31 protein-coding genes are annotated in these 24,907 nt (G+C 44.1%); 28 read left to right on the top strand and 3 right to left on the bottom strand.

What is annotated here, in order from left to right:
• Window positions 1-180: 180 nt before the first annotated feature.
• The 4 genes from ytfJ to BLV50_RS32925 all read left to right on the top strand — a co-directional run bounded on the left by ytfJ (window position 181) and on the right by BLV50_RS32925 (window position 2,026).
• Window positions 181-675, top strand: a complete 495-nt coding sequence (gene ytfJ, locus BLV50_RS25620) for a GerW family sporulation protein (protein WP_063565747.1) — start codon at window positions 181-183, stop codon at window positions 673-675.
• Window positions 676-813: 138 nt separating this feature from the next.
• On the top strand, window positions 814-1,269 hold the full coding sequence (locus BLV50_RS25615) for a phage holin family protein (protein WP_256338048.1): 456 nt from the start codon (window positions 814-816) through the stop codon (window positions 1,267-1,269).
• Complete coding sequence (locus tag BLV50_RS33835; protein ID WP_090810653.1) at window positions 1,269-1,646, top strand: peptidoglycan recognition protein family protein; 378 nt, start codon at window positions 1,269-1,271, stop codon at window positions 1,644-1,646. The genes BLV50_RS25615 and BLV50_RS33835 overlap by 1 nt, the downstream gene beginning before the upstream one ends.
• Entirely contained in the window at window positions 1,592-2,026 is a 435-nt protein-coding gene (locus tag BLV50_RS32925; RefSeq protein ID WP_090810651.1) for a hypothetical protein, read from the top strand. Before BLV50_RS33835 ends, BLV50_RS32925 begins: the two co-directional genes overlap by 55 nt.
• Window positions 2,027-2,465: 439 nt before the next feature.
• Here the strand turns inward: BLV50_RS32925 and BLV50_RS33185 are convergent, their stop codons facing one another.
• The 3 genes from BLV50_RS33185 to BLV50_RS25590 all read right to left on the bottom strand — a co-directional run bounded on the left by BLV50_RS33185 (window position 2,466) and on the right by BLV50_RS25590 (window position 4,060).
• The gene (locus BLV50_RS33185) at window positions 2,466-2,654 is read right to left on the bottom strand and encodes a hypothetical protein (RefSeq protein ID WP_090810649.1); all 189 of its coding nucleotides are present in this window, start codon (window positions 2,652-2,654) and stop codon (window positions 2,466-2,468) included.
• A gap of 212 nt (window positions 2,655-2,866) precedes the next feature.
• Entirely contained in the window at window positions 2,867-3,136 is a 270-nt protein-coding gene (locus BLV50_RS25595) for a hypothetical protein (RefSeq protein ID WP_072735277.1), read from the bottom strand.
• Window positions 3,137-3,319: 183 nt separating this feature from the next.
• The gene (locus BLV50_RS25590) at window positions 3,320-4,060 is read right to left on the bottom strand and encodes a GT-D fold domain-containing protein (protein WP_090810647.1); all 741 of its coding nucleotides are present in this window, start codon (window positions 4,058-4,060) and stop codon (window positions 3,320-3,322) included.
• Between the two features lie 188 nt (window positions 4,061-4,248).
• Between BLV50_RS25590 and BLV50_RS25585 the strand changes: the two genes are divergently transcribed.
• The 24 genes from BLV50_RS25585 to BLV50_RS33710 all read left to right on the top strand — a co-directional run.
• On the top strand, window positions 4,249-4,908 hold the full coding sequence (locus BLV50_RS25585; RefSeq protein WP_090810645.1) for a glycosyltransferase family 2 protein: 660 nt from the start codon (window positions 4,249-4,251) through the stop codon (window positions 4,906-4,908).
• 37 nt (window positions 4,909-4,945) lie between these two features.
• Window positions 4,946-5,323, top strand: coding sequence for a glycosyltransferase family protein (locus BLV50_RS25580; protein ID WP_218135427.1), 378 nt, complete (start codon window positions 4,946-4,948; stop codon window positions 5,321-5,323).
• Window positions 5,308-5,715, top strand: a complete 408-nt coding sequence (locus BLV50_RS25575) for a glycosyltransferase family protein (protein ID WP_177031261.1) — start codon at window positions 5,308-5,310, stop codon at window positions 5,713-5,715. Before BLV50_RS25580 ends, BLV50_RS25575 begins: the two co-directional genes overlap by 16 nt.
• On the top strand, window positions 5,684-6,118 hold the full coding sequence (locus BLV50_RS25570) for a hypothetical protein (protein WP_090810640.1): 435 nt from the start codon (window positions 5,684-5,686) through the stop codon (window positions 6,116-6,118). Before BLV50_RS25575 ends, BLV50_RS25570 begins: the two co-directional genes overlap by 32 nt.
• Before the next feature lie 309 nt (window positions 6,119-6,427).
• On the top strand, window positions 6,428-6,667 hold the full coding sequence (locus BLV50_RS25565; protein WP_090810638.1) for a hypothetical protein: 240 nt from the start codon (window positions 6,428-6,430) through the stop codon (window positions 6,665-6,667).
• Window positions 6,668-6,711: 44 nt separating this feature from the next.
• Complete coding sequence (locus BLV50_RS25560) at window positions 6,712-6,903, top strand: hypothetical protein (protein WP_090810636.1); 192 nt, start codon at window positions 6,712-6,714, stop codon at window positions 6,901-6,903.
• Between the two features lie 242 nt (window positions 6,904-7,145).
• Window positions 7,146-7,562 carry a Na-translocating system protein MpsC family protein gene (locus BLV50_RS25555; RefSeq protein ID WP_090810634.1) on the top strand — a complete coding sequence of 139 codons (417 nt, stop codon included), beginning with the start codon at window positions 7,146-7,148 and terminating at the stop codon, window positions 7,560-7,562.
• A 733-nt stretch (window positions 7,563-8,295) separates the two neighbouring features.
• Window positions 8,296-8,862, top strand: a complete 567-nt coding sequence (locus tag BLV50_RS25550) for a sigma-70 family RNA polymerase sigma factor (RefSeq protein ID WP_177031260.1) — start codon at window positions 8,296-8,298, stop codon at window positions 8,860-8,862.
• A gap of 146 nt (window positions 8,863-9,008) precedes the next feature.
• Complete coding sequence (locus BLV50_RS25545) at window positions 9,009-9,386, top strand: hypothetical protein (RefSeq protein WP_090810630.1); 378 nt, start codon at window positions 9,009-9,011, stop codon at window positions 9,384-9,386.
• 93 nt (window positions 9,387-9,479) lie between these two features.
• Window positions 9,480-9,914: a hypothetical protein gene (locus BLV50_RS25540; RefSeq protein WP_090810628.1), complete on the top strand. Its 435-nt coding sequence runs from the start codon at window positions 9,480-9,482 to the stop codon at window positions 9,912-9,914.
• 39 nt (window positions 9,915-9,953) lie between these two features.
• Entirely contained in the window at window positions 9,954-10,130 is a 177-nt protein-coding gene (locus BLV50_RS33180; protein WP_218135426.1) for a hypothetical protein, read from the top strand.
• 130 nt (window positions 10,131-10,260) lie between these two features.
• A complete protein-coding gene (locus BLV50_RS25535) occupies window positions 10,261-10,893 on the top strand; it encodes a lytic transglycosylase domain-containing protein (protein ID WP_090810626.1) in 633 nt (210 codons plus the stop codon).
• Between the two features lie 69 nt (window positions 10,894-10,962).
• Window positions 10,963-11,730 (top strand): sigma-70 family RNA polymerase sigma factor, encoded by a 768-nt coding sequence (locus BLV50_RS25530; RefSeq protein ID WP_256338047.1) that lies wholly within the window; start codon window positions 10,963-10,965, stop codon window positions 11,728-11,730.
• Between the two features lie 155 nt (window positions 11,731-11,885).
• Window positions 11,886-13,073 carry a D-alanyl-D-alanine carboxypeptidase family protein gene (locus BLV50_RS25525; protein ID WP_090810622.1) on the top strand — a complete coding sequence of 396 codons (1,188 nt, stop codon included), beginning with the start codon at window positions 11,886-11,888 and terminating at the stop codon, window positions 13,071-13,073.
• Between the two features lie 18 nt (window positions 13,074-13,091).
• Window positions 13,092-13,718, top strand: a complete 627-nt coding sequence (locus BLV50_RS25520; RefSeq protein WP_090810620.1) for a nucleoside recognition domain-containing protein — start codon at window positions 13,092-13,094, stop codon at window positions 13,716-13,718.
• A 6-nt stretch (window positions 13,719-13,724) separates the two neighbouring features.
• Window positions 13,725-14,258: a spore maturation protein gene (locus BLV50_RS25515; RefSeq protein WP_063568317.1), complete on the top strand. Its 534-nt coding sequence runs from the start codon at window positions 13,725-13,727 to the stop codon at window positions 14,256-14,258.
• Window positions 14,259-14,322: 64 nt separating this feature from the next.
• Window positions 14,323-15,141 (top strand): S1 family peptidase, encoded by an 819-nt coding sequence (locus BLV50_RS25510; protein WP_090810618.1) that lies wholly within the window; start codon window positions 14,323-14,325, stop codon window positions 15,139-15,141.
• Between the two features lie 222 nt (window positions 15,142-15,363).
• On the top strand, window positions 15,364-16,113 hold the full coding sequence (locus BLV50_RS25505) for a pseudouridine synthase (protein WP_063568319.1): 750 nt from the start codon (window positions 15,364-15,366) through the stop codon (window positions 16,111-16,113).
• A 253-nt stretch (window positions 16,114-16,366) separates the two neighbouring features.
• On the top strand, window positions 16,367-16,894 hold the full coding sequence (locus BLV50_RS25500; RefSeq protein WP_063568320.1) for a redoxin domain-containing protein: 528 nt from the start codon (window positions 16,367-16,369) through the stop codon (window positions 16,892-16,894).
• A gap of 14 nt (window positions 16,895-16,908) precedes the next feature.
• Entirely contained in the window at window positions 16,909-18,582 is a 1,674-nt protein-coding gene (locus BLV50_RS25495; protein WP_063568321.1) for a cytochrome c biogenesis protein ResB, read from the top strand.
• Entirely contained in the window at window positions 18,579-19,841 is a 1,263-nt protein-coding gene (ccsA, locus tag BLV50_RS25490) for a cytochrome c biogenesis protein CcsA (protein ID WP_063568322.1), read from the top strand. The genes BLV50_RS25495 and ccsA overlap by 4 nt, the downstream gene beginning before the upstream one ends.
• Window positions 19,842-19,984: 143 nt before the next feature.
• The gene (locus BLV50_RS25485; protein ID WP_072735241.1) at window positions 19,985-20,701 is read left to right on the top strand and encodes a response regulator transcription factor; all 717 of its coding nucleotides are present in this window, start codon (window positions 19,985-19,987) and stop codon (window positions 20,699-20,701) included.
• 55 nt (window positions 20,702-20,756) lie between these two features.
• Window positions 20,757-22,154, top strand: a complete 1,398-nt coding sequence (locus BLV50_RS25480) for an ATP-binding protein (protein ID WP_256338046.1) — start codon at window positions 20,757-20,759, stop codon at window positions 22,152-22,154.
• A 195-nt stretch (window positions 22,155-22,349) separates the two neighbouring features.
• The coding region (locus BLV50_RS33710) for a collagen-like repeat preface domain-containing protein (protein WP_177031259.1) at window positions 22,350-24,907 on the top strand (2,558 nt) is incomplete at its 3' end.

Raw genomic sequence — 24,907 nt, 5'->3', positions numbered from 1 at the left:
GAAACCGAGTATGAGAAAATTTCCTATAGTTTGCTTGCAACTGCCGGATTTTATTTTGCCCAGTCAGCGGTTTGTAGTATTGAGGTTTAGTTAAATGGCTGGCTTACATAAGTCCCTTCAAGTTTGGGGATGATATGGTTAGATCAAACCTAGCTTAAATTGAAACTGGAGGGAATTTAAATGTCAGATCATCCAATTCAAGGCTTAATGGAAACCGCAATGGAAAATATCAAGGCCATGGTGGATGTCAATACAATCGTGGGCGATGCGGTCGAAACACCTGATGGTACCGTAATTTTGCCGATCAGTAAAGTGGGATTTGGATTCGCTGCGGGTGGCAGTGATTTTCATGTAAATGATGGAAACAGCAAAGGTGGAAGCGGCGGGAGCAGCGGAAGTAGTACCACTGAACATGCCAGCTCCGCATCGGTTGCCTCACCATTTGGAGGCGGAAGCGGGGGGGGCGTATCCATTCGTCCTATCGCGTTCCTGGTAGTTGGCAAACAGGGCGTACACATCGTGCCGCTTGACAACTCAACGCATCTGTTCGAGAAATTGATCGATTCCACACCTTATGTGATGGATAGAATCCAGGACATGTTCCGCAATCGTAATACAGCACAACCGGCAGAGTCCGGCATTCCTGTCACACCTGATCCTTCTACGTACAGCTAAATAATGATTCGGTTAAGATCCCTTCCGCAGCATGTGCGAGAGGGATTTTTGCTGTTTGCTTTGTGGAATGCAGGGGGAGTATATCCAAAGGGATCAATATCTAATGAGACTTATCCCCTTGTTCCGCCTAACCTAAACATGAAAAAGATGTTGAAGGGGGAAGGTAAATTGCAAAGAGATACGATTTATACCGTTTTATTTGGATGGCTATTGTCTTCCATGGTGTACTTGGTTGGAGGGATGGATCACCTGTTTATTGCAGTAACGATTTTTGTCGGGCTCGATTACATCACAGGTGTGTTATCTGCATGGTACAAAAAAGAACTTTCCAGCAGGGTCGGATGGTGGGGACTTGCCCGTAAGTCATTAACATTTGTATTCGTTATTATTGCTCATCAACTGGATATTGTTGCTGGCAATTCGAATGACTTTATGAGAGATGCCATGCTGATGTTTATCATCGGTACTGAAGGAATAAGCATTCTTGAGAATATGGGGAAATTGGGACTTCCCGTCCCGAAATTTATCACTTCTGCTCTTTTCAAGCTTCGGGGTGAGGAAGATAATCAAGCTGAAAGCAAGGAGAAGATATAATGCTTCCAATCACAACGGACTACATACCTGTTAATAAGTACAGTCGAGCGGGAATGAAACTGAAAGCTAAACGAGGAATTGTTATGCATTATACCGCTTCCCCAGGAGCCTCAGCCAAAAACATCAGTACATATTTCGCAAGTTTAGCACAGCAAGTTGGAAAAGGTCGTTATGCAAGTGCACATTACTCTGTAGATCGAACCTCCATTTATAACAGTCTGCCAGATGATGAACTTGCATACCATTGCGGTAGCGAGACTTACACAAAGGAAGCTGTGGCCCGTCTTGGAACGTATCCAACAATAGTACGGTGGGTATTGAAATGTGCATTGAGAAGGATGGTAGCATTCATGAGGATACATTTAATAACGTTGTAGACCTGGCAGTATATCTGATTAGAGAACGTGGCTTTCCCAATGTGTTTTTTACGCATAAAGAAGTTGTCGGGTGGAAGGAATGCCCACTACCTTGGATCAAAACCCCTGGGGAATATGAAAGGTTTAAGCAAGCAGTCAATTCTAAATTGAATCCACTGAAGGAAGAAGTGGTCACGGAGGATGAAGATGATATGAATAAAGTGCTGGATTATGCTCAATGGACATGGAATGAACTTGATAAATACATAGGAGATGCCTATAACGACAAAATCATTGACGAATGGGCATGGGTGGAGAAAGTACGCAAGAAGAAGCTGACCTACGGGGAATTGCTCATGTTGAAGGTTCTGATTGATGAACGAAGACGCAAAAAAGGATGAGTAACCCACGAACTGAAAAAGGGGCTATTCGGTACGTCTTTTTAACCAATCATTAAAATGAGCTGCGTCTTTTAAAAAATAATAATTTTGTATGATCACAATTTTGTTAGGATGTTCATGCTCATATTGTGAGTGAGTCAAGGATGAATCCACGGTTCCAATTACAGGGTGATGTAAGTCGACTATAACATGTTCTAAAATTTCTTGGCTCATATAACTGTCCTTTCGTTAAATGGGTCATGTTGAAGAAGGAGATATCCTTGATGTCTCCTACATGTTCTATACGATTTCAGATAAAAGGTGTTAAGGAGTCAGATATTAAAATTGAAAAAAGTAGAGCCCCAAGTCCAAGGACTTGAGGCTCTACTTTTTTTGCACTTCCTTTTCCAAAGAAACATGTATCCGGTCAATCTAATTCGTAATTACTAAAACGGTGTAGCTACTCTTGTAAAAAAGCGGAGAGGGCATCATCTGCAAGGTCGAGTTCTGCGAAGGCCCTGCACACTTTCTGGAAGGATCTAATGGTATTGGTCTCGTATAAAATGTTGATGGGATCGAAACCTAGCATAACTAGTGAATCCACAAGTTCTGTCTGGTCCACTTCGATATGGTGCAGTGCTTCAAGCATGGTTTCAATGACTGCTAAAAATAGAATTGCTTTATTTCCTTTTCTCCTGTCATTCTGCCAAGGTACATTCTTAGAATAAGCAGGGTGAGATGGAAAATAACGCGAAGCACATAAGTGACCCCATATAAACTAAATAAATCTGAAATGAGGGGAGAACAAAGACGTGAAAAAACAGTATAAGATCTTCAATGAAACTCCCCTAGTATGTAAGATTAAGCGTTCTCGTTCACTTCATTGATAATTGAATCAATTAACTCATCATCAACTAATGTACTCGCTTTTTCAAGAGCGGATAAAATGCCTTCTGGATTATCAAAAAAAACGTTAAACAGGACGGGAGCGACGTCGTCTATATTAATTTTCTGGGCTTTAACCATACTAATCAGAGCAACAACGATCTCGTGGCCTTCTACATTGCCTTCCATGAATCTATTTCTTAAGTGAGTTGCGACTGCTTCGGTCTTTGACTGCGAGTACGCCATTACATTCCCTCCAACGATTGAATAATCTAAGTAGTGCTCCTCTTTTATGCAAGTCTAAACCAGGTTAGATTAGGAGTTATCTTAACAATAATAAGTCAGTTAGTTCAAATTATCAATAACTACTACAGCAATGAAATTTCACTTGAATCCCGTCTTTACTTAACAAAAAAGACCCTGGACGGGTCATTTTTTTGGTCTTCCTTCCCAATAATCGGGAAATCCCTCGTAATCCCAAGCATATAGGTTTTCGTTGTCCGCCTGAATGGCAACATCTGCTCCTGAGCCAAAATCAACACCTACAGAGCCAAGTTCTTTTGCTTTAATGGCTAATACCTTGCCAGGTGCCCCTGCACATACGAGAGCCAGTTTCCATGGTGTTTTTTTGTAGATGTTTTCCATTTCTTTAGAGGCTGCGCTCACATGAGACCAAGAGGGGCAGTCCACTGTTGTCACGATGTCTGTCCAACCGTAACGGCGTTCCAGAACTTCTTTATATTGCTCGGCTTTGGCTCCACAGATCAGTATAGGCATGGTCTTGAACGTTTCATAGAACAGTTTGAACCGGGCAATGTAATTATTTTCAAACGCGTAGAATGTCTTCTTGGGCTTAATCTTGTAATACGCTAGACACATATCAAACAAGGGTCTGAAATACCAGTGATCTGTCTGAGTCAAGTGACCAACATAATCGGCTTTTCTCAAGCAGTGTACAATAATTTCTCTCGCACCTGCATTGGGTAACGTAATGCCACAGTATGTGGGATCATCCACCCACCCGTAATGGGATTTGATGAAGTCCATTGTTAGGACGGTTCCATGGGCCAGAATTGTATTGGAAGCATCCCCGAATCGAACGGAAGCATGTGCTTCTCCATCCGTAGCCTTTTGGAACCAGTTATGAATTAATTCAACACTGCCAAGCACGCTCTCCACCCTCTTTCGGATTGAAATAATTTAAGTCCTTGTTGTACATCTGCATCATCTCCTTCTTTTATAGAATAGAAGAAACGATTCATTCTCTCTCCTCTTTCCAGTGAAAAGATCTTTTTTGTTGGACACGCTGAAGATTGGCGAAGATCGGTCTACACTATGTGAAAGGGGAGGGATGAACGGTGGCTAACGTATTCATAGGTGCTCCTGTGAGAAACCGGGCATGGATTATGGAGCGGCACTTGCAGTCGCTCAAACAACAGACAGTAAACAAGCATTTTTTTTACATTTTGAACGATAGCGAAGATCAGACAGAACAAATTTTGAATGATCATCAGATTTCGTACATGACTCATAACTTGGGCAAGTCATCTGGTCATTTACGTGGTCAATACGCCTATCACAATCTGGCGCTACTAAGAAATATACTTGTAGATGAGTTTCTAAAATCCGATTGTGATTATCTGTTCTCCATTGATACAGATATCATTATCCCTGAACATAGCCTGGAACAGCTTATTGAAAATGATAAGGACATCTGTGCCATGCTGATTCGAAATCACCCAAAAATTAAGGCTCATAATGCAATGATTGGTGGAAAACACGTTCCAAAATTCAGCGAGGGTGTCATCCCTGTGGATTTGACAGGTGCAGTGTATCTCATTAAACGTGAAGTCATTGAAGCTGGAGTTCGATATAGTTCACATCCGATTGGTGAAGACGCTCCCTTCTGTGAGCATGCTCAGCAAATTGGTTATGAACTGTATGTGGATACACGGCTTCGTCCGGTTCATGTCTATGAGGAAGGAGTGGAGTTGGTTGCTGAAATGGCTTGTACATAGAAAAAGGCGGAAGAACGAATTTTTTGAAAGCATTGAAATGACGATCATATATCCGCCTGCACTCGATTGGAATCTGTTGTTTCAACGTCCACAGCAATTAATGACCGCATTCTCCAAGATGCCAGGGGTGCGTGCTATTTTTATTAACGAAGAAACGTATAAGAAACAGAGCCGTCCGATCGAGAAGTTGAATGAAGATCTCTTCCTTGTGCAAAAGGGGATTAACTATGACCATCTGGTCAAAGGAAAAAAGGTTCTCTGGTTCTCCAGTCCGGGTCAGTATAACTATGGGGATGGTCGTAATTTTGATTTTACCGTATTTGACTACTTGGACAATTCGGCCGATGAATTTGCGGTTTGGAAGGGATTGGAAACAATGCCCTGTATCAAAAAAACATTGTGCATCCTAATATAACGTGTCTTCCACATAAGGACTACAGAGTTCTTCCTGCTTATATTGCCCAATTCGATGTTTGCATCGTGCCATTCAAACTGACAGAAATGATCCGTGGATGTGATCCGATTAAATATTACGAATATTTGTCTGCGGGTAAGCCTGTTATAACGACTCGTATGGAGGAAATCGTCAATAAATACAGTAACGTGACCTACTTTATGGATCGTCATAATTGTGGGCAGGTGCTTCAGAAAGCAATCAGTGAGAACAACGAGGCCAAAATCGCAGCCCGTGCAATGGTTGCTAGAGCTAACAGCTGGGACGGCAGTGCCATGGATGCTGTCAAAATGATAAATCAGGTGATGGGAGGCAACGTGGATGAAACAGATATTCAAACGAATTTTCGGTAGCCAGGCGGCCGAGCCGCCAATGGAAGTTGAACAAATAGAGGTCCAAGAGGATAATGTTACACTTGGTGCACGATTAGATAAGATTGCTTTAGGCAGCATAACAACAGTGAAGGAAAAAGAGGACCTTCCTTCATCTGGTGTACCTGGTGCATATTATGGTGTTACTGTGGATGAAACCAATCAGAATCTTTCGACGTTATATATTTACAGTGACGGGTATAGACGTATCGTAGGATCCAACGTTTCATATAACTTCAATGGAGTACTTACAATAGACGGCGTGAATGTCACGGTTTATGAACACCCCGCATTCCACAGCGCAGACATCTTGATGGATGGGGAACACAATAAAGCGTTTACCTCTCAGGAAAGACTGTGCAGCTGCCGACCTTGGTCGATGTAATATATCAATATAATGATGAAGGAAGACTGGATTCAAAGTCCATCACCAGGATGGCAGTAACCCCAATTCAGACCAGCTTCAAATACATCTATGACTCTTTGGGCAATCGCACAGCGGTTAAGAAATATTAAGGGATAGCTTAAGCTGTCCTTTTTTGCTCCAAAAAAGAGAAATGCGACTGAACAGGGTTAACATCTTGACGATTAGGACGTATAGAGAGAATGGTGAAGGTATGAAGGTTAACACTCGAAGTTTATTCTTTAATTCCTAGTACGTTAGAACATTAATTTATCCAGGAGATATTACTAGATGAATATTAGACTCACCGCTCATCTCTATTTCAAAGGAAGTGGCAAAAAGAAAACAGTGACATGGATTGAAGACAATCCCCGTCTGCAACAGAAAGAGAAAGATTCCGATAAGGTTGTTCGCGAGATTCCTTTAACGGCTGATGAGGTCAAGCAAGAGTACCACAGGCTTTTTACCAAACATAAAAACGAAGGAAAGTCGATCACTTTGGAGATCAGGTTGTACACATCATTGATTTAACGGACGTTCGTAATATAGAGCTTACTTCGAAGAGGAGAATACCGATGCTGTACAGACTGACCTTCGCGCTGAATCATGAGGAGATTGTCACGATGGAGATGACTTCGGATAAGGACGATATAATTGTTGCAACGGAAGAAGCGTTCGATGTGATCGAAAAGGAATATGGTGCCAATGTGGTTTTGAATCTGGTGGCATTCAATCTGCTCAAAGTTGATGCAACGAATAAACAATAAGCTTATACACAGGTGCTAAAATGAAATAATATAGTTCTAAGCGTAATGTGCAGCTTTATTTGCATAATTGTAAACCATAGTAAAACCAGTGATATACCCCAAGCCTACTTCTGGGGTCTATTCCTTTTTCATGAAAAGATCGTGGACTTTAGTTCGTAAACGCATTGAAACTTGTCTTGTATAAGGAGTTTTGATTAAATTAGGTTTGATTATTGTATTCAGGGGCAATAGGAGGAAAAAGGATGATTGTAGGGAAGGATGTGAACATTGAGATAAAAGACTTGGAAAGAGAACTCGCGAAAATGGCATCAAGAATAAGAAAAGATTTTACTGAACGCGGGCCAGTAGATACCAGAGTCGTCATCATGAATCATTTTATCATCCTGAAGTTTACAGCGAAATTCACCAAACCTGAAGCGTTCATGCTTGAACACATGCAATCGCATTCCAGTCAGATCTTTGCCGAATACAAGCTGAAGCTTGCACAAATGATGAGAAAAGATTTCAGTCCTGTTTTCTCCTATATTCACCTGGGTTTGAAAATTGAAGATATTGAAACCATGTTCTTTGGCACTGATTTTGCGGAACAGGTAACTGTCTTTAAAATGAACAAGGATGTTGAGGGGTTGCTGAAAAATGATGCTATAAACATGCCTTAAGGCCCATTAAAGTTCATTTTTTTATTGGATAGGTTCTTCGGAACTAATTTTAATGTTGACAATATCCTACATATTTCCTTATACTACCCTTATGGCGATCAGATAGAATTAATAATCTTGACGAAGCCTGTAATCGTATTAAAGGGCTTCAAGACCATATCTTCGGTAATTGGAACGAAATAGATGTCAGACCAAGACCGACACATTCCACCATTTTGGTATCTTCCTAGTGGTGCGCTCTGTGTTGGTCTTTTTGTTTGCAAAAAACGGGCTTTACGTTTCGCATTTGGCTTCGTATATAGTGGGTAAATGGTGTACTAAAGAAGTTGATAAAAATATGTTGCGAACATTAGTTCGTATTTGTTATTCTGAATGTAATAGGTTGGAAAAGTATCTCTGATAAATTGTCCCATTGCTGAACTTTGAAAGTTAGTTTTATATCTTGATGTGGATCGAAAGGGGAGGTGCATCATCTACGCAATTTATATGTAATGCAAAAGACTTATCTAGCTTTACACTTTGCCTGAAGAAGAAGTTTTCATATTTACGAAGAAGTGATAACACTACATATTAGATATGGTTTTTTGGACATCGGCAAGGAATATTTGAAGTTTGATTAAGGTGCGAGATACTAGATTGTTGAGTGATCAAGAACTGATCAATATTTTAACTATAGAAATGCAAGTTATAGAGTTTAAACAAACAACTAAATAGTCATTGGGGGAAAATGATGATGTCTGCTACAACTGCTATGGGGTTTGATGATTTATTTGAAATTGGGGATATAGATGCGTTCTTGAACAAAGCACAGGAAAAATGTCGACACAAGCTTAGAGGCAAAACGTTTGCAGGGATTGAAAAAGAGGATGTAACGCAGGAGATCATGATTAAGTTGTATAACGCGCTGGACAAGTATGACGCAGAAAAAGCAAAAATGTCGACGTTTGTTGATCACCTGATCGAAAATAAAATCAAAGATATGTATCGCAAATGCATGTCTGAGAAAAACCTTAGTGTCGTTAACGCTGTCCAGCTAGTGTGTACTGATCTTGGCGCGAGTGATGAAAATGATGGAACAGATACAGCGCTAACGATTGGGCACACCGGGTTTGCCTTTGAGAATTTTGAATTTGTAACTGACATCATGGAGAATATGAAGCTTAATGACCGGGAAATAGAGATTTTTAAACTTCGAACCTCTGGGTACGAGTTTGTAGAAATTGCAGCAATGTTAGGTGTATCCAAGGCACGCATCTCACAGTTGTGGAAAGCGATTCGCGAGAAATACGAAGCTCTGTAGTTTTATAATGAAGTGGCAATTCATAGCCAAAGTTTGTTGCAGATCGACCGAAACGTTACATAGAACTAAAAGCACTCTTAACGGAGTGCTTTTTTATATCGTATAGAGTAATTAATCGATTGAATAATGGAAGGTGGCAGAAGAATATGCTCAGTGTTGTTGTGTTGGGATTTACGTTGGACAGTCTGTCGGGATTTTCTGATATTGCTTGGGCCCACCATGATTCATCCACAGCTTCCGACCTAAGTAACCGGGAGTATGCGTTGATTATTGAGAAGGTTGTGTTTCAAGCCGATGCGTTGCTAGTTAATCTTGATGTGGAAAAGCTGACTCCTACTGAAATAGTGATCTTGCATCATGCGTATATTCAAAACAAACCAATCATGGGTGTAGGACTCAGAGTATGGGAGCCTGTCATTGAAGAGATGTTGTCCAATCGAATAAATGATCTTGAGCGGGCTGTAAAGCATATTCGAACGCATTATACGCTCATAAGTGGCGCCCTAAATGTCTCTCCTGTGTAAATCGTTAACTGCTAGTAATATAACGCGTATAGAGAAATTGAAGAGCTGGATAGCCGGGTCCAAGATAATTTAAATATATGTAGGAATGATTGTATGACACAAATGATAAAAGCAAAAGACGATATATTAACCGAAGAATTGGTTGCAAGTCTGATTGGAAAATGCGTTCACGCACCAACGAATGTGCATGAGATTCAAACGCCAACAGGCGCAACAACAAAAGCCAATGTATGGTTTGCAGGTATTGTAGCTGGCTATGAAAAAGCCGTTATTGGATTCAACTACGAAGCGGGTGAATTTCACGAAGAACCGCAAACCTACTACAACGTTCATTTAACGGACGGTATGGGATATATTCTCACAAGTGCATTTGAACTGGAGATCCATGAGTTGACACAAGAGGAGTTTGCTCAATTGATCGAGGAGAAGAAAAAAGAGGAGAACACCACTGAATCCCTTTCTGCTGCACAAAGCGATAAAGAAACAAACGAACAAACAAACCCTGAGCTTCTTATCGGTCATGAATAAATGGACATGAAAAATTATGCCTTAGATATCGCTGTAAAGATGTTTACATCACCATCACCAATGGATCTAGAAGAACAGATTAACACCTGGATGAGTGACAAACCAAATGTATTGGTCATTGGACTTGATGTTACTTCCTCTTACGATTCAGCAAATAGCAGGATAGAGTACACAGCAATCTTGGCATATCAGACCAGTGAACGAGATGAGTCTTAATAGGAAAAGAGAAGCCTTTAAATTCGACAATAGACTCTCTAATCATTTGGGTCGCAAGTTCGTACAAGCAGTGAAAAATCACGGTTTCTTCTATTATATAAGGCTTAACCTAAGGAGGTGAACAATCCCGTTGGTCACATTTGAAAAAATCGGGATTATCATTACGGCGGTACTGGCATCGATAACGATATATGGAGGGCTGTTTGTACCAACTGCTTCTAATCCGATTGTAGAACAAAATACAAAACAAACCCTAAAGCAAGTCAAGTTAGATCCGGCCGCTACGTCCCATAAAGTAATGGTAGATATGCTAGAGCATTATATCGAAACTTATCAGGAGAAGACGGTAAGCAGAGCTAAACTGTTGAAGTATGTGAAATGGGTGGACCAATATATTGAAGGATCCAATATGGATTCGGTGTGGATAATGGCCATGATGTGGCAGGAGAGCCGCTTATTAGAGGATAGCACATCATCTCATGGAGCCATTGGACTGCTTCAAATACTACCAAGTACGGCCAAATCGTTTGGTATTAGCGGCAGTGACTTATACACGCCCGAAGTTAACATCAAAACCGGTATTGAATATATGGAATATTTGTTGGAAAAGTATGACGGCAACCTTCGTACAGCAACGATTGCGTACAATCAAGGGGAGGGCAATGTAGACAAAGGCAAAGCTCGCCCATGGTATTACAACCAAGTGAAGAAACACCATAACACAATGGTTCAGATGCTAAAGAAAATCAATAAAGAACGTTAGATTGTTGGTGAACTTCCACAACATTTACATAGGGAGATCAAGATGGATAAATTTTCAGAACATATTAGGATGAATTTGAAGTTGGACAAGAAATTTTACTCTATGGACCTTGTAGGAAATATTGAACGATGTCAAGTCGATGAACATTTTCTAGGAGATAGCATTTTGGTTAATGAGAACTTGATTTGGCATTCAGTACATAAATACATTGGAAAACCGGAAGTCATTATCAAAAATCATTGTGTGGAAAAAGACGATATTCTTCAATTGGGACGCCTTGGGTTTATTAAAGCAGTCAAAGCATTTGACACAGGGCGTGGGGTGAAATTCAGTTCGTTTGCTGTTACTGCGATTGTAAGGGAAATCCGATGTTTTCTGAGAGATAGTGCAAGTATTATTCGCCCCACTCGCACGGCTACAGAATTAATTAATCGAATCAATCGGCTGGAGCACGATATGGGGTATCTCCCGACAGCTCATGAAATCGCTTTGTTGCTTGACGAAGAAGAGGAGAAAATCAACAAGGCGCTCCAAATGGGCAAGGGAGTTAAATACCTGGATGAGCCTGTCGGAGCAGATGATCAGCAAGCCCAAGCAGTTACATTGATGGATACCATCTATAGCGGGGAAAATATTGAAGATGGAGTGGTCGACAGAATTTATGTTGACGCAGTTATAGAATCGGTTAAACGCAAGTTAAGCGAGAAGGAAGTCACTGTCCTGAAGCATCGGGTAGAGGGCTTTAATCAGACACAGACAGCAGAGATGGAGGATATTAGTCAGATGAGAGTCTCCAGAATTATGCGAAAAGTGGCCAAGATGCTGGATTATAACTAAATTTAATCATTCCTGGCAACTCATCTTAAAACTACAAGATCCCTTCCGCAGCATGTGCGAGAGGGATTTTTGCTGTTTTCTAACACTGGGACATACTTCGGGTTGTCCAGACATAAGCTAGTACAAGATTCCAAGTGACCCGGAGGAATGAATCGATGCGAAAATTAATGAAATTTATGGCATGTATGCTTGTACCTTTGTTTCTGTTTCCCTCATTTGGGCTTGCTGAAGCCCAGGGAACCATCCCCGGCCCCTCAAACCATGCGCAAAGCGCTGCTCTCATTGATGTAACATCAGGCCGAATATTGTACAGCAAAGATGGGGATAAGGAACTGAGAATTGCCAGCTTGACCAAAATCATGACGGCAATTGTTGCGATTGAACACGGTAAACTGGATGACAAAGTAAAGGTAACTTCTTCGGCTTTTGCCAAAGAAGGGTCGTCCATCTATCTCAAGCTGGGTGAAGAAATGACACTTGAAAACATGCTATATGGGCTGATGCTGCGATCAGGCAACGATGCGGCCTCGGCGATTGCTGAACATGTCGGTGGATCTGAAGAAGGCTTTGTCCTGTTAATGAACAAAAAGGCAGAGCAAATTGGTCTGACCCATTCCCATTTTATGAATCCCCATGGACTTGACGCAGACGGTCATTACTCCACCGCCAATGATCTTGCACGCTTAACTGCGTATGCGCTCAAGAATCCGGTGTTCAAACGTATTGTAGCTACGGAGAACAAGTCGGCTCCAAATCCGAACGAGAGCTGGGAGTACTCCTGGCAAAACAAAAATAAAATGCTGCGGTTGTACGAGGGGGCCGATGGCGTAAAGACCGGATATACCAAAAAGGCGTTCCGTTGTCTGGTTAGCTCTGCTACACGCAATGGGCAACAGCTTGCTGCGGTAACCCTGAACGATGGCGACGATTGGAATGACCATGCACGTATGCTGGATTTCGGTTTTGAAAACTTCCCTTTGGTGGAAATTGCAAAAAAAGAACAGCCTGTACAAAACACGGATGTGGTCACAGGTCGCGGGTTCACCTATCCTCTAGCGAAGAGTGAGACATCCTCATTGAAGAAAAAGCTGATTTTACTCGATAACCGGGCACAGGAGAGTACAGTGGGAGATGCAAAAACGACAGATCCTACTTTTGGACTGGCTGGCCGAATTGATATGCAGCTTGACGGGAAACTTGTGGGTTCAATTCCTGTGTATCGCAAAGGAAGTTATATCCCGCCAGAGCCAAAGACAGAGGATGCAACTCTGGGGGGGATCGGTGAAATTTCTACCTGGGCTTCCGCATGGCGCGCAGTATTAAGCCATTTGTTATCTCCATAATAAGGGGAGGGTTATCCTTTGATCAATTTAATCTGGCTTCTCATGATCGTAACCGGATTTGCTTTTGCAGCAGCACAAGGCAAAATTGAAGTCGTTACGCAGGCGGCTTTTGATGGAGCAGCAACCGGAGTAACGGTATGTTTTGGGCTGATCAGTGTGCTCGTGTTTTGGATGGGTATGATGAAAATGGCTGAGGATGCCGGGCTGCTGGGACGAATCGCGAAGCTGCTGGGTCCGGTTGTTGGCTTTTTGTTCCCGGATGTTCCGCGGAATCATCCAGCCATGGGCTACATTTTATCCAACATGAGTGCCAATCTGCTCGGCCTAGGCAACGCGGCAACCCCAATGGGGATCAAAGCCATGCAGCAACTGCAAGAGCTAAATCCGGATAAACAAACGGCCTCCCCTGCCATGTGCACTTTGCTGGCTCTGAATACAGCGAGTATCACCATTATTCCGACAACCCTGATAGCCATTCGACTTAATTATCATTCCGCAAATGCCACGGAAATTGTAGGTACCACGCTAATGGCAACCATTATTGCGACATTTGCAGCCATTGTAGCCGATCGCTGGTACCGAAATAGGGCACTTCACAGGCCGCCTCGTGTACAAAAAAGTGACAATCCCGGTATGAAAGGATGAGCAACGTTGTTAACCTTCATCAACTGGATTTCCGTCTGGGCCATTCCGGTTATCATCGCGTTTGTTCCATTATATGCGTTTACCAAAAAGGTCCCGGTCTACGAATCTTTTGTTGATGGGGCCAAAGATGGCTTCTCTACGGCAATCAGCATTATTCCCCATCTGGTAGGTATGATGGTAGCGATCAGTGTATTCCGTGCTTCCGGTGCATTGGATTATGTGATCAGCCTATTCGCACCACTTGTGTCCTGGATGGGTGTTCCGGGAGAAGTATTGCCGCTCGGTATTTTGCGTCCTTTGACCGGGACAGGCTCGCTTGCCTTTACGACTGACCTGATCAAAACCTATGGACCTGACTCTATGATTGGTCGCATGGCTTCCACAATTCAAGGCAGTACGGATACAACACTATATGTATTGACTGTTTATTTTGGAGCGGTAGGTATACGCAATGGTCGCTATGCGCTCAAAGTTGGGTTGTTTTCCGATCTGGTTGGATTCATTGCTGCCTTGGTTATTTGTTTAATTGTATTTGGTTAAAAATATGCCCTCTCCTTCCGATATACGAATTATGCTAGAATGATAGCGGAGGAGAGTGAGAACCATGCAAAAGAGTTGGAAACGAATGCTCCGCTTTGGGATGTCAGGTATGCTTGCCATTGCGTTGCTTGCGGGACAGACGGGATTGGCTGCGGCTCAAGCCGTTAATACGATTCATTTTACGGGTTACTTCGATAAACAACTACGTGCTCAGTTGGCCGTTACAGCGGATTCTTTTCCAGTTGTGAACGTACGTCTGGTCAAGCAGGATGAACCCGATTCAGTATATTATGATGTAGGTACATCCATACTGATCTCCAAGGATGAGGTGCTAACCAACTATCATGTCGTTCAGGATTATGCTGAACTGTCTGATGGGGATGAAGGCACACTTACTGTAGCAAGCCCAGGTCATCTGGACAAGCCGGTTAAAGCCAAAATCATTAAAACAGATCCGGTGACAGATATGGCATTGCTGAAGCTGGACAAAGAAATCGACGCACAACCGGTGACGTTTGCAAATGCCAAAGATAATCAAATTGTCTATACCATCGGATTTCCTAAAAATCCCGCCGGGGAACTTGTGCTGTTGGACGAAGATTTCCCTTCAACTTATAATACAATCGCCAAGAGCCGAGTATTTAATTCACAAGATTCAGATGTTCCAGGCAAGAAGGGCATTGGCAGTATCGTAAAATCAGTAGCACAAGGCAATTCAGGTGGCCCTGTTCTGGACCAGAACAATCGGGTTATTGGCATGATGACCTTTGTATACGGAGGACGTACTTATTATATTACTTCCAAAACGTTGCAATCCTTCATTAAGGAAAGTGCAACCCCTGCGAAAAAACAGGTCGTTGTTGCTGGTAAAGTAGCCAATTAAACTTATTCATGTTGTAGTGGTTACATATGGTTGAAATTGAACGGCTCACCTTAACGCTCCTGCCGCATACCGGCAGTGAGAGAGTGAGCTTTTTTTGGTCTAAATTCATAGCTAAATGCAGCTTAAAAGGTGTTTACAACCCCTGCGTTAACAAAATCGATGGATTATCCTTGTGATTTCCGGCCTTGATGGGTATCATTAGTGTGAGGTGACATGACAAACATGGAAAGATTACAAAAAATTATCGCACAGGCAGGCATTGCATCCCGCCGCAAGAGCGAGGAACTGATCCTGTCCGGCAAAGTAGAAGTTAACGGGGAGGTCGTAACCGAACTGGGTACGAAAGCGAACCCCGAAGAGGATATGATTACAGTTAATGGTAAACCGATCCGCAGTGAGAAGAAAGTGTACATGATGTTGAATAAACCGAAGGGTGTTATCACAAGTGCTTCAGACCCGGAAGGTCGGAAAATTGTATCCGACTATCTTAAAGGTGTCAAGGAACGGGTATACCCAGTGGGTCGTCTGGATTATGACACAGAAGGATTGCTCATTCTAACCAACGATGGCGAGTTTGCGCATTTGTTGACGCATCCGAAGCATCACGTACCCAAAACGTATCATGCAACCGTTAAAGGTGTTCCACATGGTTCGGCTCTGGAGAAATTAAAGACAGGCATTATGCTGGACGACGGTATGACAGCTCCGGCAGAGATTGAGTACAAAGATGTGGATACCGCAGCAAATGAATCTGTTATCTCTATTACGATTTACGAAGGGCGTAACCGTCAGGTTAGACGTATGTTCGAAGCGATTAACCATCCGGTAACACGTCTGAAACGGATTTCGTTTGGAGGTATTTTGCTTCAAAACCTGAAACGGGGACTCACACGCAATCTAACCAAAGAAGAAGTCAACAACCTGATTACGCTCGCAAAATCAGAACCCGCCAAAAAAATGAAAAAAAGGTAATGTGAGGACACATAATTTTCATAAAAGCGCCGCAGTTTTGTGACGAAATTCGCTATAATTGTTCATAGGATGTTCACAGTTGTCCAAGACCGTTATATGCGAATGCTAGTCACTCAAGCTTTTTGCATAAATCCCCGGAGCGACTTTCAATCAGCAAGATTTAGATCGAAATGGTGTTATTCGTCTAATTCTTGTACCCGGGAGCGTTTAAATTCAAATTATGCAAAAAGCTGACTTAAAAGGGGAGCAGCACATGGGGAAATCAAGAAGAGCGGTGCAAATCGTCATTTTGTTATTGATCCTGGTGTTGGGCGGATATGCGATTACGACATCGGTATCCGGCTCGAATGGCAAGCCAAAAGAAGGAGACAAAGCTCCTTCTTTTGAACTGCTGGGCCTGGATGGACAAGTTCATACGTCTGAGGAATACAAAGGCAAAGCCATGGTAATCAACTTCTGGGGAACATGGTGTGAGCCTTGTGTCAAAGAGATGCCTGCGCTACAAGCGCAAGCGGACAAATGGAAGGACCAGGGTGTGCAATTTGTTGGTATCAATGTTGGGGAAGACCAGATGACCGTGGAAAATTTTGTTCGACAGGTGGGCGTTACGTTTCCGATTATGCTCGACCGTGACAAAAACTCGATCCGGGATTTTGGCATTTCGCCGATGCCAACGACATTTTTTGTCTCCGACACGGGCAAAATCTCCACCATTCATATCGGTCAACTTGATTTGGACACACTTGACGCTCAAATTTCACAACTGGCGAAACAGCCCTGACAGGAGGTCTAGTCGTGTTCCAAAATACGAAATGTGAGTGCGGACACCAGAATCCGGTGGGCACTGTGCTGTGTGAAGCCTGTGGCAAGCCGCTGCTGGAGGCCGAGGTCAAATCGGATGAAGTATTGGAAATGCGTTATGATGGCATGGCGCGTCGTTCGCAGCGTACCAATCCCAAAATCATTGACCGCATATGGAACTTTTTCTCATCGGTCAAAATTGCTGTTTACATGATTGTGTTTACACTTGTAGGTTCCATGCTGGGCACAATCTATCCACAAGAAAGTACATTTCTGAATATTGATCCATCCGTATATTACAAGGACACATACGGTCAGTTGGGTCATATCTATTATCTGCTGGGTCTGTCCCATACATACGAATCCTGGTGGTTTATTTTGTTACTGGTACTGATCGGCGCTTCATTGGTCATATGCAGTCTAGACCGGGTACTTCCACTATATAAAGCGCTGAATAAACAGAAAATACGCAAACACATGCAGTTTCTTACACGCCAGCGACTGGTGTATCAAGGTTCCATAGATGAGGCATCAGAAGACTGGATTAAGAAAGCGGTTACGCCGCTTAAAAAGAAAGGTTATCGCGTGCATACCGAGGGTACTGCATTGCTGGCCGAGAAACATCGATTCAGTCGCTGGGGGCCATATGTTATCCATATCGGATTGATTATCTTCCTGCTCGCAGTACTTGCTCGAGGACTTCCCGGGCTGAATCTGGATGAGCATGTTGCTTTTCCCCAAGGGGAAATCAAAAAAATACCGAATACCTCCATGTATTTGAAGAATGAACAGTTTAATGTTGAATTTTACAATGAAGATGAGGTTCCAGAACAGTTCCGTAATTTGAACAAAACCGTTCCAAAACTATTTGAAACCAAAGTGGTATTGTACGAATGTACGGCAGATTGCTCGGATCCTTCGAAAAAACCTCAATTGACCGAGGTGGACCGACATGATGTTCGAGTGAACCATCCACTGAATTACCACGGATTAAAAGCATATCAATTTGATTATGATCTGACACCAACGATTCGTTCGGTAACGCCTGATTTGGTCAATGCCCAGACGGGTGAGAAGTATGGAGCAATCCAAATTGCTATGGTGGATACGCAGCGAACGTTTGAAGCTGGACCCTATAGTCTGAGTGTTAAAGAAAAATATATGGATTTTGGACTGGATGAAAATGGAGAACCCAAATCAAAATCCCCTTCACCGAATGCGCCTGCCTTTCTATTTAACATCAAGGGACCCAATTTACCTGAAGCGGGAATGCAGTATTTGTATTTTGCGAAGCAGATAGATAAACAACGTTTTCAACAGGACGCAATTAACAAACAGTTGAATGGAGGAGAAATTCCTTTGCAGCTAGAGGTTGATAGCATGGATAAGGTGGACATCATTCAATCCGTGAGTTACCTCAATATCCGTATTGATAAGGCCATGCCTTTTGTATGGGTTGGTGCAGGAATCGTTATGTTGGGTCTGGTTATGGGCTTTTACTGGCACCACCGACGTATTTGGATTCGTATTGATGATGGACAGCTCACCCTAGGCGGCCATACGAATAAAAACTGGTTTGGATTTAGGCGTGAGATTGCAGCTGTGTTAAAACATATGAATGTGGAAGTGGATGAGAAGTCGTTGGATAACGGGGGGAACCAAACATGAGTTTATTGGATTTCAGCAGCGACGCATTTATCGTATCTTTTTTTCTATATTGTGCTGCATTTATGTTATATGGCGTTGCCGTCATGGGAAAGAAATGGAGTAATCGTGACCCGCAAGCTCATGTAGAACGATGGGGGAAACGAGCCTTTATTGCATCAACTGTTGCACTAGCTGCACATCTCATCTTCTTTGGTACACGTTGGGCTGGAGCAGGCCATATACCAGTAAGTAATATGTATGAGTTTATGAGTTTTCTTTCCATGATGATTATGGTGGCATTTATTGTAGTTTACGCCATATATCGCAAATCGTTGCTGGGACTGTTTGCACTGCCACTAACCATCATTATTATGGCATATGCAGCCGTATTTCCTCAGGAAGTACAGCCGCTGATCCCTGCTTTACAATCGATATGGCTCAAGATCCACGTGACGTTGGCAGCTCTTGGCGAGGCATTCTTCGCCGTAGGCTTTGCGGCGGGATTCATGTACTTGTTACGCACAGTCGATTTCAGTGGCAAGGATAAGTCCTCCAGACGCCAGCGCGGGTGGGTTGAGTTTACATTAATCACTATCGTCGTTGTCGTTGGGTTTATCGGGTCGGTATTTGCTTTCCGTGCATCCGGATATGAGGCGGTTTTTGTTCAGAAAATCGCTAGCATTGACACAGAGGTACAGGAAAATAGTACAATAGAGAAAGTGATTTATCGCATGCCTCCTATTTTTGCGCCTTATAATAGCGAAGTGGAGAGCATAAAACCGTTTCTTGGCATGAAGGAACCATTGCTTGAGACACCTTCCTGGATGAACGGAGTTAATGCTGGACGTAAACTGAATACGGTAGTCTGGTCTTTGATTGTAGGGTTGATCTTATATGGACTTATTCGTTTAATTGTAAGAAGACCGCTTGGACAAGCTCTGCAACCGATGCTGGATGGCATTGATGCCGATGATCTCGATGAGATTAGTTATCGGGCAATTGCTATCGGATTTCCTATATTTACATTGGGAGCATTAATTTTCGCTATGATCTGGGCCCAGATTGCCTGGAGCCGCTTCTGGGGATGGGACCCCAAAGAGGTGTGGGCTTTGATAACATGGTTATATTATAGTGTGTACCTGCATTTGCGTTTGTCCAGAGGCTGGCAGGGCCGCAAGTCTGCATGGCTTGCAGTACTTGGATTTTTGGTCGTTATGTTTACGCTCGTTGGTGTGAATTTGATCATTGCCGGGTTGCATTCTTACGCAGGGGCAGACTAGGATAGGTAGTTTCGTAAAGTTCCCGAGAGAAATCCATGAAACACATACGTGAGCCCCTACGTCCAATGGGGCATTCAAATATTGTTCGCCAGATCGAACATAATAGAAGTGATGAGGAGTTATTGCAAAGGGGCTGGAGTGGAATGGCTGAACATGAGAACCGTATACTCGTCGTGGATGACGAGGAAAGAATCCGACGGCTTTTGAAAATGTATCTCGAAAAAGAAGGCTATGAAATCGATGAAGCTGAGGATGGGGAAACTGCGTTGCGAAAAGCAACTGCAGGTGACTATGGTCTTATTTTGCTTGATGTGATGTTGCCGGGCATGGACGGCGTTGAAGTATGTACCCGTTTGCGTCAGGTAAAATCAACTCCGGTTTTGATGCTTACTGCAAAAGGCGAAGAAATCAACCGCGTTCAGGGCTTTGAAGTTGGAGCAGATGACTATGTCGTTAAACCGTTCAGTCCACGTGAAGTGATTTACCGGGTGAAGGCGATTCTGCGTCGTTCTTCTGCGACAGCGTATCTGTCCAAGGAGAGTAATTCAAGCAACAATATCGTATTTCCTAATTTGGTCATCGAACATGATGCTCACCGCGTAACCGCGGGTGGGGAAGAGATCAGTCTAACACCGAAAGAATATGAACTGTTGCATTATCTCGCGACATCTCCAGATAAAGTTTTCTCCAGAGAAGAGCTGCTGAAGGATGTATGGAACTATGAATTCTTTGGTGATCTTCGTACTGTGGATACGCATGTGAAGCGTCTTCGCGAGAAGTTAAACAAGGTTTCGCCAGAATCAGCGGCGATGATTACGACGGTGTGGGGTGTGGGTTATAAACTGGAAGTACCGAAGTAGTTTTAGTTTCTGGAGATCGCTGGTCGGGAAGTTATGGATTACGATTATTTGCCTTGTGGGCTGTGTACTCATAGCATTGGGTCTTTTTTTGCTGCCGTATATTGATACGAATTTTGCGGAGTCTGAGTCGAGAGATATCAAACGTTTGTTCACGTATGTTTGTATTATCGGATTCAGTTTGACGACCTTTTTTGCGCTGTTTCTTTTTACGAAAATTACGCAGCCGATGCAGCAGTTAATTCAGGCAGCCAATGCGATTCGGAAAGGAAATTACGGTACGCGTCTCTCCCTTGTAACTAGCGATGAGATTGGGGAATTAGGTAATACATTTAACCATATGGCTGCACAGCTGGAAGATAACATTCGCAACCTTAACCATGAAAAAGAACATCTGGCGAGCGTGCTCCGAAGCATGACCGATGCCGTAGTGACATTCGATGGTGAGGGGAAAGTTATTTTGACAAACCCACCTGGAGAGAAAATCATGCAGGCTTGGTGTGATTTGGACTGGGCACAAATGGGCGAGGGACAGGATTCGGAGAATGCTGTGAGTTCTTCACGAGAGGTGCCGGAACCACTCGTTCCTTTATTCAAAATGGTGATGGAGCAAGGTGGCGATCAGAACTCTAACGTGCATGTGCAGCAGGGTGTCTGGTCTGTTCAGATGGCGCCTTTGTATGCGGATAGTGTCGTACGGGGGGCTGTTGCTGTGCTTCGTGACGTAACGGAGGAAGTACGACTTGAGAAGATGCGCCGTGATTTTGTCGCCAATGTATCTCATGAAATACGTACTCCGCTATCCATGATGCAAGGGTATAGTGAAGCTCTTTTGGATGGAATGGCGGCTTCTCCAGAAGAAAGTGAAGAATTAATTCAAGTGATTCATGATGAGTCTTTGCGTATGGGCAGGTTGGTTAAAGATCTGCTTGATCTTGCGCGAATGGAAGCGGGTCATACGGATATGGCTGTGAAGGAAGTGGATCTGGTTGAACTATTGGAGCGTGTATATAGAAAGTTCTCGGTACGTTCCAAAGAACAGGATATCCATCTTCGGTTTGAATGCAAACAGACTTCGATTGAACTTCACCAGGCTGACGAGGATCGGCTTGAACAGGTATTTACAAATTTGCTGGATAATGCGTTTCGGCATACGCCCTCAGGCAAAAATGTTGTCATATCGGCAGAGCTGTTATCGGATATCCGGACACCTCTAGCTAAAGTGACTGTAAAAGATGAGGGCGTAGGCATTCCATCTTCTGATTTGCCATTCATCTTTGAACGATTCTACAAAGCAGATAAGGCTCGTGTTCGAGGTGAAAGTGTCGGTACAGGACTGGGGCTCGCAATTGTAAAAAATATTGTGGATGCCCATCACGGTACCATTATCGTTAATAGTGTACTTGGTGAAGGAACAGAGTTTATTTTACAATTTCCCGTGGATTCTTCGAAATAGCCCGATTTCATACAAAAAGTGCGAAAGCACCCTCATGCTGAGGGTGCTTTTTTGTTGAACAGTACCGTTTAATCTTGTTCAACGTGGAACAGTATGTTCACATTTTTTGCATCAAAAAATGTGTCCAAGATAATTTTGCCTCTTATGATACATAAGCTTGAAAAGCGAAGAAGTTAAAGGAGGAGTGGATTAGGCATGTCTGATGAAAGAAAAAGGGTGAATATTAAAGCTTTCATAGAAGGAAGATCGTTTCGAGCGGGATCACCGTTTATTCCAATAACATCGAGTGAAGTGGAGCAGTTTGAGTCCATTTTGAAAGCATTGGCAGTGACTATTCCTGCAGCTGTTAGTCAGCCTACAGCGTCTAATATTCTCGCATTGCAAAACAGTTTACGGAGTTTGCTCACCTTTGTTAATACCTCTGGTTTTCGAGCTGGGGTGAAAGCTGAGTTACAATCCGTTCTGGAATTAACCATAGCAGGTTCTGAAGTTGTACCTGTAGCCGTTATCAATCTGGCTGGCAACTTGCAAAACTTGCTTGATGATTTATTAAGTGTAACGTTGCTTCTGGAAGTTCCGCCTGCGGAAAAAGATAAATTGGTCGGTTTGATTCGATCCATATCCGTATCATTGACTCGTGCTACCAGTTCATTTGGAACATCGGGAACTCCAGGTCCTCCAGGTCCCCCGGGAGTTCCAGGGGTTCCGGGTGTTCCCGGAGTGCCAGGTCCAGCCGGGCCAGGAGGCTCAGTAGGACCAGTAGGTCCGGTAGGTCCTCTAGGACCCCAAGGCGTACCAGGTCCGCAGGGGGCTCCTGGAGTTGGATTGAATGATATTTCCGTTTTTGATCCCGCTGAGGCACCTGGCTATGTGCAAGGTCAAGTTGTTTCGTATAACGGCAGTCTTTATGTTGTTAACGTGAATGGTCCTACCGGAGTACCGGGAAGTTCTCCAGACTACACGTTGTTTTTGTCAGGCGGAACGACTGGAGCAACAGGGGCAGGCTTAACAGGCTCTATTCCATTCGATCCGGCGCTCGCACCAGGTTATCCGGCAGGACAAATTGTAACGTTTGGCGGTAGTACCTATATTACTAATGTGGCATCGCCAACGGGAACACCGGGTAGTTCACCGGATTATACTTTGCTGGCATCGGCCGGAGCTACTGGGGCTACTGGGACAACAGGAGTGGGACTCAGTGGTTCTGTTCCGTTTGATCCCGCAGTAGCACCTACGTATCCAGCGGGTCAGGTCGTAACATTTGACGGCAGCACTTATATTACAAATGTGGCATCGCCAACGGGAACTCCCGGTACTTCACCGGACTATACACTCTTGGCAGGTGCAGGACCTACTGGGGTTACGGGAGCCACAGGAGTAGGTTTAAGTGGAATATTACCGTTTGATCCAGCGGTAGCACCAACCTATCCAGCGGGTCAAATAGTGACATTTGACGGTAGTACCTATATTACTAATGTAGCTTCACCAACTGGAACCCCAGGTACATCACCAGACTACACATTGCTTGCTGGCGCAGGAGCCACCGGTGCAACCGGAGCAACAGGCGTGGGCTTGAATGGAGCAGTTCCGTTTGACCCAGCAGTGGCACCAACATACCCGGCCGGTCAAGTTGTAACTTTTGAAGGCAGCACCTATATTACAAATGTGGCATCACCAACGGGAACGCCAGGTACATCCCCTGACTATACATTGATTGCAGGCGCAGGCCCTACAGGGCCAACGGGTGTAACGGGAGCAACTGGAGTAGGTTTGAGTGGGATTGTACCGTTCGATCCGGCGGTAGCACCAACGTATCCAGCGGGTCAAGTGGTGACGTTTGACGGCAGTACGTACATTGCTAATGTCGCGTCGCCAACGGGAACGCCGGGAACTTCACCAGACTACACCTTGCTTGCAGGTGCAGGTGCTACAGGTGCAACCGGAGCAACAGGAGTGGGCTTGAATGGAGCAGTTCCGTTTGACCCAGCAGTAGCACCAACGTATCCGGCGGGTCAAGTCGTGACATTTAACGGAAGTACTTACATTACAAATGTGGCATCGCCAACGGGAACGCCAGGTACATCCCCTGACTATACATTGATTGCAGGCGCAGGCCCTACAGGGCCAACGGGTGTAACGGGAGCAACTGGAGTAGGTTTGAGTGGGATTGTACCGTTCGATCCGGCGGTAGCACCAACGTATCCAGCGGGTCAAGTCGTTACGTTTGATGGCAGCACGTATATTGCAAATGTGGCATCACCAACAGGTACTCCAGGAACATCCCCGGATTACACGTTGTTGGCTGGTGCAGGAGCCACGGGTGCAACAGGGGCAACCGGAGTTGGTCTAACCGGCGCAACAGGAGATACCGGTACAACGGGAGCCACGGGTGCAGGTTTGACTGGCGTTGTTCCATTCGACCCAGCAGTAGCGCCAACGTATCCAGCGGGTCAAGTGGTGACGTTTGATGGCAGCACGTATATTGCAAATGTGGCATCACCAACAGGCACTCCAGGAACGTCCCCGGATTACACATTGTTGGCTGGCGCGGGAGCCACGGGTGCGACAGGGGCAACCGGAGTTGGTGTAACTGGAAGTAACGGAGCCACCGGAGACACAGGAGTTACCGGCGTCACTGGAGATACAGGAGTTACCGGTGCCACGGGTGTCAGTGTAACGGGAAGTACAGGAGCAACGGGGGATACGGGTGTAACCGGAGCCACCGGCGTTACCGGCGATACAGGAGCAGCGGG

Origin of the sequence: Paenibacillus sp. 276b (assembly GCF_900107875.1) — a bacterium.
Taxonomy (GTDB): Bacteria; Bacillota; Bacilli; order Paenibacillales; family Paenibacillaceae; genus Paenibacillus; species Paenibacillus marchantiae.
The sequence above is the reverse complement of the archived record's forward strand: the minus strand, read 5'-3'. Positions and strand labels throughout refer to the sequence as shown.

Excerpts from the sequence above, each read along its gene's own strand:
- BLV50_RS25530 (WP_256338047.1), top strand. The coding sequence starts at position 10,963 with ATGAATTTGAAGTTGGACAAGAAATTTTACTCTATGGACCTTGTAGGA.
- BLV50_RS25505 (WP_063568319.1), top strand. The coding sequence starts at position 15,364 with ATGGAAAGATTACAAAAAATTATCGCACAGGCAGGCATTGCATCCCGC.
- BLV50_RS25615 (WP_256338048.1), top strand. The coding sequence starts at position 814 with ATGAAAAAGATGTTGAAGGGGGAAGGTAAATTGCAAAGAGATACGATT.
- BLV50_RS25580 (WP_218135427.1), top strand. The coding sequence starts at position 4,946 with ATGACGATCATATATCCGCCTGCACTCGATTGGAATCTGTTGTTTCAA.
- BLV50_RS25540 (WP_090810628.1), top strand. The coding sequence starts at position 9,480 with ATGACACAAATGATAAAAGCAAAAGACGATATATTAACCGAAGAATTG.
- BLV50_RS25500 (WP_063568320.1), top strand. The coding sequence starts at position 16,367 with ATGGGGAAATCAAGAAGAGCGGTGCAAATCGTCATTTTGTTATTGATC.
- BLV50_RS25565 (WP_090810638.1), top strand. The coding sequence starts at position 6,428 with ATGAATATTAGACTCACCGCTCATCTCTATTTCAAAGGAAGTGGCAAA.
- BLV50_RS25510 (WP_090810618.1), top strand. The coding sequence starts at position 14,323 with ATGCAAAAGAGTTGGAAACGAATGCTCCGCTTTGGGATGTCAGGTATG.
- BLV50_RS33185 (WP_090810649.1), bottom strand. The coding sequence starts at position 2,654 with ATGCTTGAAGCACTGCACCATATCGAAGTGGACCAGACAGAACTTGTG.
- BLV50_RS25550 (WP_177031260.1), top strand. The coding sequence starts at position 8,296 with ATGTCTGCTACAACTGCTATGGGGTTTGATGATTTATTTGAAATTGGG.
- BLV50_RS25560 (WP_090810636.1), top strand. The coding sequence starts at position 6,712 with ATGCTGTACAGACTGACCTTCGCGCTGAATCATGAGGAGATTGTCACG.
- BLV50_RS33835 (WP_090810653.1), top strand. The coding sequence starts at position 1,269 with ATGCTTCCAATCACAACGGACTACATACCTGTTAATAAGTACAGTCGA.
- BLV50_RS32925 (WP_090810651.1), top strand. The coding sequence starts at position 1,592 with ATGTGCATTGAGAAGGATGGTAGCATTCATGAGGATACATTTAATAAC.
- BLV50_RS25485 (WP_072735241.1), top strand. The coding sequence starts at position 19,985 with ATGGCTGAACATGAGAACCGTATACTCGTCGTGGATGACGAGGAAAGA.
- ytfJ (WP_063565747.1), top strand. The coding sequence starts at position 181 with ATGTCAGATCATCCAATTCAAGGCTTAATGGAAACCGCAATGGAAAAT.
- BLV50_RS25545 (WP_090810630.1), top strand. The coding sequence starts at position 9,009 with ATGCTCAGTGTTGTTGTGTTGGGATTTACGTTGGACAGTCTGTCGGGA.
- ccsA (WP_063568322.1), top strand. The coding sequence starts at position 18,579 with ATGAGTTTATTGGATTTCAGCAGCGACGCATTTATCGTATCTTTTTTT.
- BLV50_RS25555 (WP_090810634.1), top strand. The coding sequence starts at position 7,146 with ATGATTGTAGGGAAGGATGTGAACATTGAGATAAAAGACTTGGAAAGA.
- BLV50_RS25570 (WP_090810640.1), top strand. The coding sequence starts at position 5,684 with ATGAAACAGATATTCAAACGAATTTTCGGTAGCCAGGCGGCCGAGCCG.
- BLV50_RS25525 (WP_090810622.1), top strand. The coding sequence starts at position 11,886 with ATGCGAAAATTAATGAAATTTATGGCATGTATGCTTGTACCTTTGTTT.
- BLV50_RS25595 (WP_072735277.1), bottom strand. The coding sequence starts at position 3,136 with ATGGCGTACTCGCAGTCAAAGACCGAAGCAGTCGCAACTCACTTAAGA.
- BLV50_RS33180 (WP_218135426.1), top strand. The coding sequence starts at position 9,954 with ATGTTTACATCACCATCACCAATGGATCTAGAAGAACAGATTAACACC.